Below are 7,573 nucleotides of genomic sequence, written 5' to 3'. Positions count from 1 at the left end.
TACTTAATTGAAGCTGCCAATTCTGTCAGTCGGCATTTGCCCGAATATCAAGCCTTTTATCGTAAAAAGTATCAAGAAACACCGAAACATCAACACAAAAGAGCCCTCGTTTTAACTGCAAGAAAATTTGTGCGCTTGGTGGATACGCTACTACGGAACCACCAACTCTATACGCCACCTAGGAGCGTGATAGAAAAATAACGAAAAAGTTATTTGCGCATTGCTAGGGAAACAGCCTATGAAAACGCTTGATTTGCATAGGCCTAGTTCAGTGCGCCTATTTTTTAGTGGTAGAGTAACAATAAATTCATTTTTTATCTTGACTCTTTACCACTATGCTTGTCGATTTGTTCATAAACTTACAATCTTACAATCTAAGTTTAGCACAATCCTTTATCAAGGTAAACAAAGCCGACAGAAGAAGGTCTAAAGCAAAAAGCTGTTTTTTAGGAGGTGATATTTTCATTTTCTCTACTGAGCAGAATTCATTTGCTTTTTTTCTGCCATATATAATAAGTCTTCTTTTTTATTTGCCACTTGACGACAAACAACCGCACTTTCTAAACATGTTAACTGTTCCTTTAACCAAGGACCTGGTTTTTTATCCAAATCATTCATTAAATCATTCCCGTCAACAGCTAAATCTTTCAAGGAGTGAATAGGCAATGCTTGATAATCATTGTGCACTTTTGTCAGATTCGCTTCTCCTCCATAAAAAGGAAGCAACTCTTCTGCTAGGAGCGCTTGTTGCTCACCAAGTTGATATAATAATTCAGCAGAAAATTCTTTTTGTTTACGGATTTGTAGAGCGTAAAATACTGCTTGTACCGTCTTAATCATTTCATTCGAACATTTCCATTTTTTTAAAAAATCTCTTATGTCTGTCTCGCTTGCATTTAATTGATCAAGCAATAGTACCCAAGCTTGGCTTTCATAACTAATAGTTTTTTCTGATAATCTCAACAAGGCTAATAATTCTTGTGATTTACCCGCCAGTCCTGGACAATACTCAAAACAACGGCTTGAAATAAAGGCACTAATCCCCTTATTTCGATAGTCGCCTAACAATAGTTTTACAAATTCAATATGAATACGTTCAACAGAAATTTCCCCTAGCAGCTGATTATTCTCCTTAATTGCCACAAACGTTTCTTCATCCAAAGTGAACCCCAACTGACTAACAAAACGCAATCCGCGTATCATACGCAACGCATCTTCAGAAAAACGTTCATGAGGATTACCTACAGCTCGTAAAACATGTTGTTTTAAGTCTTTTAATCCATGAAATAAGTCTATTATTTCACCATCCTCGCGAAGTGCAAAAGCATTAATGGTAAAGTCACGACGCTTTAGATCTTCTTTTAACGAACGGACAAATTCTACATGTTCTGGTCGACGAAAATCTTGATAGCTAGATTCTGTACGAAAGGTAGTAATTTCATACTGTCCTGACTCTTCTAAAACCAAAACAGTTCCATGTTCAATGCCAACATCAATTGTTTTAGGAAAAATCTGTTTTATTTCTTCTGGAAAAGCGCTTGTTGCAATATCTACATCGTGGATTGGATGATTTAATAAAACATCACGTACACTTCCTCCCACAAAGTAAGCTTCATGGCCAGCTTCAGTAAGCTTTCTCAAAACAGGAAGCGCTTGTTGATATTCAGCTGGAATCTTTTCTAGCTTCATATTTTCCCCATTCTCCTTACCTTTACAGCTATTTTTCCTCTTTTCGTTCAAATCGATTGTAATCTCTTTGATTGAATTTTTTCATATTGTTCTCAAATACTTCAGTTAAATCAATATCTAATGAATTAGCCATAATAAGAGTAACAAATAATATATCTCCTAACTCTTCTTTCACAGTATTTGGGGCTTCTGTCGCCTTCTTTTGTTTTTCTCCATAAAAATGGTTCACTTCTCTAGCTAACTCCCCTACCTCTTCAGTAATACGCGCCATTTGTGCTAAAGGAGTAAAATAGCCAGATTTAAACTGTTGAATATATTGGTCCACTTCTTTTTGCATGGCAGTTAATGTATAATTTTCAGTCAATGAACGTTCCTCCCTTTAATAAGTTCTTTTTCATTTTAGCAAAAGAACGCTAGAATTCCTAGAACAAGTCCTCCTTGTTTGCCGCTAAACTTAAAAAGGGTTTGTGACATATACTTATTTATGTCACAAACCCTTAACTCCTAAGAGTGACTATTTACTTCTTTTTGAGCTAACAATTGATTTACTTTTTCTGAAAGCTCCAGGAAAGACTTTTGATCATTTTCTTCTAACGCTTGGTCAATTTGTTGATATAATTCACTAATTTCTGCTTGTAAAGCTTCTTCTTTTAAATAAGTCTCCACATTAGCTAATGTCTGAGCATCCATCGTATCGTTCCAACGATAGTATGGATTATCTTCTAGTACTCCTAAGTATAGTTCATTATCCCACGGGTTTGTAAACTGACATTCAATATAAAGTGGATCCCGCCAATTTAAACGAATATCATGAAAAATTTGATCACTATCGTTAAACATTTGTCCAGCAAGGTATAGAGTGATAGGCTCTCCATAAAATTGTTGAGTACGCAACGTGAGCCCTCTAGGTGTACGCCTTGCTTTCTCAACAAAATGAACATGTTTTAAAATTGCTTCGTGATTTGCTAAATAATTTAATATCCAAGAAACTTCTCTTTTAGCAAAAGTTTCATGGGAGACAAACCAGTTCAAGAAACGCTTTTTATCTAACGTGGCTATTTCCATAATTTCACCATCTTTCTGACAGATCGTCCAAAATCGATGTTGCCTCCATATCCCCTGGCACATATTCTAAATAATTAGACAAATAAGATTTTGCTTCTTCTAAGCGCCCTTCTTCACGCAAGAAAATCCCATATTCTTTCATAAAGTCTGGTTCATATTTGAGGTTTACACTTGCTTGGTCATAATATTGAGCCGCTTGTTCAAACTCTTCTAACTCATTATACGCATGTGCTAAATCCCATAAAGCGTTAGGATTTTGAGGATCCTCCATACGGTTCACAGTGTCTATAACATCTTCAAATCGTTCTTCATTTAAATATAAGTTGCTAAGTGTCAAAAGAGTTTCATCTGTCTTTTCACCTAATTCTAAAGCTTGAAGTAAGAAATCTTCTGCCTTTTTAGCATCGTGCAAACGATAACTATTTTCAGAAGCAAAATGATACAAGTCTACTGCATAAGGGTTTTCATGTATCCCCTCTTCAGCAATGGTTTGCGCTTCGTCTGTTAACTCTTCTTCTTGTAGGCTTTCAGCTAGTGGTAAATATAAAGCTTGATACTGTGGGTTTACCGAACGCAATTCCTGTAAATAGTGAATAGTTTTATCATTATCTTGTAACTGACGATAAACAAACGCTGTTTGGAATAGCCGTTCATCTGTTTGTCCTTCGTCCAAAGAAGTTTCTAAGTATTCCACAGCATTTTCAAAATCGCCTTCCAAACTAAGCGTTGTTCCTAACCGCTCATTGATTGACACACTATTTATTTCATCTTCGCCTAATTCTAATAAATGTTGATAAATAAATTCTGCTTCATTTAAACGATCCATCGAAAAATAAAGTTCTGCTAAAGCAAATTGGATCAGCGGCTCCTCAGGAAGGATACGTGCGGCTTCTTTTAATTTTGCCTCACTCACTTCTGGAACACCTAAAACTTGATATAAATCAGCGGTAATTAATAAAGCTTGTGGATATAATTCACTAGTAGAATCTACCTCTTCTAACAACGCTAAAGCTTGGTCTGTTTCATTATTTTCCACGGCTATCTCAGCTAAAGGTAAGTTCATCGCTTTTTGCTCAGGCTGACGAGATTTCAAATGCTCAAAAACTTGCTTCGCTTCGTCTAAAAAGCCCATTGAAAGCAATGTTTCTCCTAACTCTTCTAGAATATCTTCATCATCATTTTCTAAAGCTTGTTTTAATTGTAACTGTGCATCATTAATGTCTTCTTGATCTAATGCAGCAAGCATTTTTTCACTATATGTCATTTACTTTCCCTCAAATCTCTGAAATTATTTTTTGATAACGTTCTATAGCGTTTATAACTGTTCTTTCATCTGCTACTTGCCTATATCCGATTTCTCCAATGTCTGATAAAACCAGCATTGATTTTTCTTTTTGTAAGGTAAGTACCTGTTCTAAATACTCCCCCACTGACAACGTCGCTGGCAATTCAAGCAGATAACCTAATTTTTTTAACCAAAGCATAAAATTTTTTATTTGAAATGTTACATCATTCAATTCTAAATTCCAGAACAACTGTAAAAGTAACCCTAACAATCGCTTCATATGTGCTGAAAGCAAATGACCATTTTCAGTTAAATAGAAAGCTTTTTCAAATGTTGTTCCATAAGAAGCAATTATTGAAGCGTAATGCTGATGTAGTTGAATTGCGTCTTCAACAAACGCAATAAAAGAAGACTGTTGTAGTTGCTTTCGAGTTGGAAAACTTTTAAATAACCGCTGTAAAAAAGAATAGTCGCTTACTAGACCTGTTTTAATCAGCAACTGTAAATCAAGCAACTTTTCATCTATTTGCTGTTGTACAATTGTTTGGTCTAAAAAAAGACATTCTGGTAAATTTTTTTGCTGCAACAAATCATTATAAGGTTCCTTACAGATTGTACAGTTCTCACTTAATGCACTAAAAAAAGAACGCCCAGAAGTCGCAATCACCCAAAATTTTGCTGCGAACAGTGACGTCTGTTGTAAAAAACCAGTGAGTTGAATAACCCCTTCGTTACCAAATGCAATAAAAAGATACTCATTTGCACGAGAAAAACGATTCAAAAATTGTAAGAATTCTGTTAATTCTTCTAAATGATTACAATATAATTGGTTTCGACAAATGTACCAATCAATATTATTATGGAAAAACGCGCGTTGAACCTTTTCGAAAAACTGATCATAATAGCGTTGGTTGGTTAAAATAATCACATGTCTAACAGTTGGTAACATCTTTCCAATACTTTGAACAAGAGTCTGTCCATAAGTAATTTGTGTAGTTAGCTCCTGTCTTTGATAGGTCAACTGCATCATTTTTCCTCTTTTCGTATCAATTTACATATTTTTATTATACCATGGAAATAAGGTGTTTGAGAAATTTTGCAATTGCTCGCAACAAGAAAAAAATCAATTTCCTAAATAAAATAAACTGACAAATGAATAACGTTTATTTTATTTTTATGTATTATCAAAAAAGTTACTAAAAAAACCCTTGCCTTAACAAGGGTTTTTATATACAAAATTTATTTTACAGCGTCTTTTAACGCTTTACCAGGTTTAAACGCTGGTACATTGCTTGCTGGAATCTTAATTTCTTCACCAGTTTGTGGGTTACGCCCTTTACGTTCTGCGCGAGAACGTACTTCGAAGTTACCAAAACCGATCAATTGAACCTTTTCGCCGCTAGCTAGAGAATCTTGAATAGTTGAAAATACAGCATCAACTGCAGCAGTTGCATCTTTTTTAGTTAAATCAGTCGTCGCTGCAACTTTTTCGATTAATTCTGCCTTATTTGCCATGGATGGAATCACCTCCTGAAATATAATGATGTTTCGATATAATCACGTTTAATTGAGTGGTCCAAAAGCACGTGACAAATATTGATGCACTCGATCAATATTCTGATATAACGTTATCACAAGAACCTTTTAATATCAAGGTTTTTTGCCATTTTAGGGCTATTTTTTTCTTTTTTATCCATTTATTTACAAAAAGCATAACCCCTTTGCTAAAAGGAACATACTATGGTAAAATCTTTTACTTTCTTTTACGTGGAATAATACGAATAGGGGTTCCTTCAAATTCAAAAGATCGACGAATTTGGTTTTCTAAAAACCGAGAATACGAGAAATGCATCAATTTTTCGTCATTAACAAAAATAACAAAAGTAGGTGGTTTTACCGAAACTTGAGTCGCATAAAAAATTTTTAATCGTCTTCCCTTATCTGTAGGCGTTGGATTGATCGCTACTGCGTCCATAATGACATCATTTAATACAGAAGACGGCACTCGTAAGTTTTGATTTAGTCCTACTTTTTCAATCAAATCAGGAAGTTGTTTCAAACGCTGCTTTGTTTCCGCAGAAACAAAAATAATCGGTGCATAATCTAAATATAGAAATTCATTTCGTATTTTTTCTTCAAATTTGCGCATGGTATCCGTCTTTTTTTCTAATAAGTCCCACTTATTTACTACAAGAATAATCGCTCGTCCTGCTTCATGTGCGTAACCAGCAACTTTTTTATCTTGTTCACGGATACCTTCTTTAGCGTCTAATACCATTAAAACAACATCTGAACGCTCGATCGCTCTCATTGCACGCATTACACTGTATTTTTCTGTTTTCTCGTATACTTTCCCACGTTTACGCATACCAGCAGTATCAATCATAGTAAATTCTTGACCACTTGCGCTAACAAAACGTGTGTCAACAGCTTCACGTGTAGTTCCCTCGATATCTGAAACAATGACACGATTTTCGCCTAACATCGCATTAATAAGCGAAGACTTCCCTACATTTGGTCGTCCAATTAAGCTAAAATAAATCATTGAATCTTCTTCTGTATATTTTTTATCAGGAAAATGATTTACCGCTTCATCTAACAAGTCTCCTAGCCCAATGCCATGGCTACCTGAAATTGGAAAAGGTTCTCCTAAACCAAGCGTATAAAAATCAAAAATTTCATTGCGTAACTCTGGGCTATCTGCTTTATTAACTGCTAATACTACAGGTGTATTACTCCTGTATAAAATATTTGCTACGAATTCATCATCTTCTGTAACACCTTCGCGTACGCTTGTTACAAAAATGATGACATCTGCCTCTTCAATAGCAATTTCTGCTTGATGCTTAATTTGGTCTTTAAAGGGCTCTTCACTTAAATCAATACCACCAGTATCTATGATATTAAACTCCTGATTGAGCCATTCTCCTTTTGTATAAATACGATCACGGGTTACGCCAGGTGTATCCTCTACAATCGAAATTCGCTCTCCAGCAACACGGTTGAAGATTGTTGACTTACCCACATTGGGACGGCCTACAATCGCTATCGTTGGACTTGGCATTTTTTTCCCTCCATCTTTACCTGCATAACAAACATTCAATGAAATAGTTCCTGTCATTTAACATCAAAACTGACTCGTTATAACTTTTGATATGCGGTCAACTCTTTTAACTTCACCAGTGTACCCAATGAAAACTAATCTTGCAAGTATTCTTATATATTTCATTTTTCTCAATCGAGTAGGGCGAAATCAATCGCCCTCTCACGTCACCTGGACATACGGTTCCGTATCCGGCGACTCCATTATGAATATATGTTATGTCTATATTGGTAGTAATCTAAACAACTGACTAGGCCTGCTTGGCCTAGTTTTTGTTTAGTTATTGCCCTTCTTACACAGGTTTTGGTAGCTACCCACTGGTAGTGGTTTCCTGCGTACGATGTTAGTTTAGCTAAGCTCTTATTTACACCTAACTTTTGTAATCCCCATTGTCTCTTGTAGGGAACCTTCCACATCTTCCAGACGATGGT

7 protein-coding genes and 1 pseudogene are annotated in these 7,573 nt (G+C 35.5%); 1 reads left to right on the top strand and 7 read right to left on the bottom strand.

The features are described from left to right. Window positions 1-201 (top strand): annotated as a pseudogene (locus tag G577_RS11905) (IS110 family transposase); the annotation flags it as partial. A gap of 270 nt (window positions 202-471) precedes the next feature. On the opposite strand, the gene G577_RS0109500 reads toward G577_RS11905, so the two are convergent. From G577_RS0109500 to der, 7 genes are all read right to left on the bottom strand, one after another. Beyond that, a complete protein-coding gene (locus tag G577_RS0109500) occupies window positions 472-1,689 on the bottom strand; it encodes a CCA tRNA nucleotidyltransferase (protein ID WP_028790993.1) in 1,218 nt (405 codons plus the stop codon). A gap of 28 nt (window positions 1,690-1,717) precedes the next feature. Next, on the bottom strand, window positions 1,718-2,026 hold the full coding sequence (locus G577_RS0109495; RefSeq protein WP_414625647.1) for a nucleotide pyrophosphohydrolase: 309 nt from the start codon (window positions 2,024-2,026) through the stop codon (window positions 1,718-1,720). Window positions 2,027-2,193: 167 nt separating this feature from the next. Beyond that, complete coding sequence (locus tag G577_RS0109490; RefSeq protein WP_028790991.1) at window positions 2,194-2,754, bottom strand: YpiB family protein; 561 nt, start codon at window positions 2,752-2,754, stop codon at window positions 2,194-2,196. Window positions 2,755-2,758: 4 nt separating this feature from the next. Further along, on the bottom strand, window positions 2,759-4,018 hold the full coding sequence (locus G577_RS0109485) for a tetratricopeptide repeat protein (RefSeq protein ID WP_028790990.1): 1,260 nt from the start codon (window positions 4,016-4,018) through the stop codon (window positions 2,759-2,761). 10 nt (window positions 4,019-4,028) lie between these two features. After that, window positions 4,029-5,066: a hypothetical protein gene (locus G577_RS0109480; RefSeq protein ID WP_028790989.1), complete on the bottom strand. Its 1,038-nt coding sequence runs from the start codon at window positions 5,064-5,066 to the stop codon at window positions 4,029-4,031. Window positions 5,067-5,278: 212 nt separating this feature from the next. Beyond that, on the bottom strand, window positions 5,279-5,554 hold the full coding sequence (locus tag G577_RS0109475; protein ID WP_028790988.1) for an HU family DNA-binding protein: 276 nt from the start codon (window positions 5,552-5,554) through the stop codon (window positions 5,279-5,281). Between the two features lie 238 nt (window positions 5,555-5,792). Next, entirely contained in the window at window positions 5,793-7,103 is a 1,311-nt protein-coding gene (gene der / locus G577_RS0109470) for a ribosome biogenesis GTPase Der (RefSeq protein ID WP_028790987.1), read from the bottom strand. Window positions 7,104-7,573 lie beyond the last annotated feature (470 nt).

Source organism: Tetragenococcus muriaticus DSM 15685, from assembly GCF_000423785.1.
Taxonomy (GTDB): domain Bacteria; phylum Bacillota; class Bacilli; order Lactobacillales; family Enterococcaceae; genus Tetragenococcus; species Tetragenococcus muriaticus.
The sequence above is the reverse complement of the archived record's forward strand: the minus strand, read 5'-3'. Positions and strand labels throughout refer to the sequence as shown.

Excerpts from the sequence above, each read along its gene's own strand:
- G577_RS0109480 (WP_028790989.1), bottom strand. The coding sequence starts at position 5,066 with ATGCAGTTGACCTATCAAAGACAGGAGCTAACTACACAAATTACTTAT.
- G577_RS0109490 (WP_028790991.1), bottom strand. The coding sequence starts at position 2,754 with ATGGAAATAGCCACGTTAGATAAAAAGCGTTTCTTGAACTGGTTTGTC.
- G577_RS0109475 (WP_028790988.1), bottom strand. The coding sequence starts at position 5,554 with ATGGCAAATAAGGCAGAATTAATCGAAAAAGTTGCAGCGACGACTGAT.
- G577_RS0109500 (WP_028790993.1), bottom strand. The coding sequence starts at position 1,689 with ATGAAGCTAGAAAAGATTCCAGCTGAATATCAACAAGCGCTTCCTGTT.
- G577_RS0109495 (WP_414625647.1), bottom strand. The coding sequence starts at position 2,026 with ATGCAAAAAGAAGTGGACCAATATATTCAACAGTTTAAATCTGGCTAT.
- G577_RS0109485 (WP_028790990.1), bottom strand. The coding sequence starts at position 4,018 with ATGACATATAGTGAAAAAATGCTTGCTGCATTAGATCAAGAAGACATT.
- der (WP_028790987.1), bottom strand. The coding sequence starts at position 7,103 with ATGCCAAGTCCAACGATAGCGATTGTAGGCCGTCCCAATGTGGGTAAG.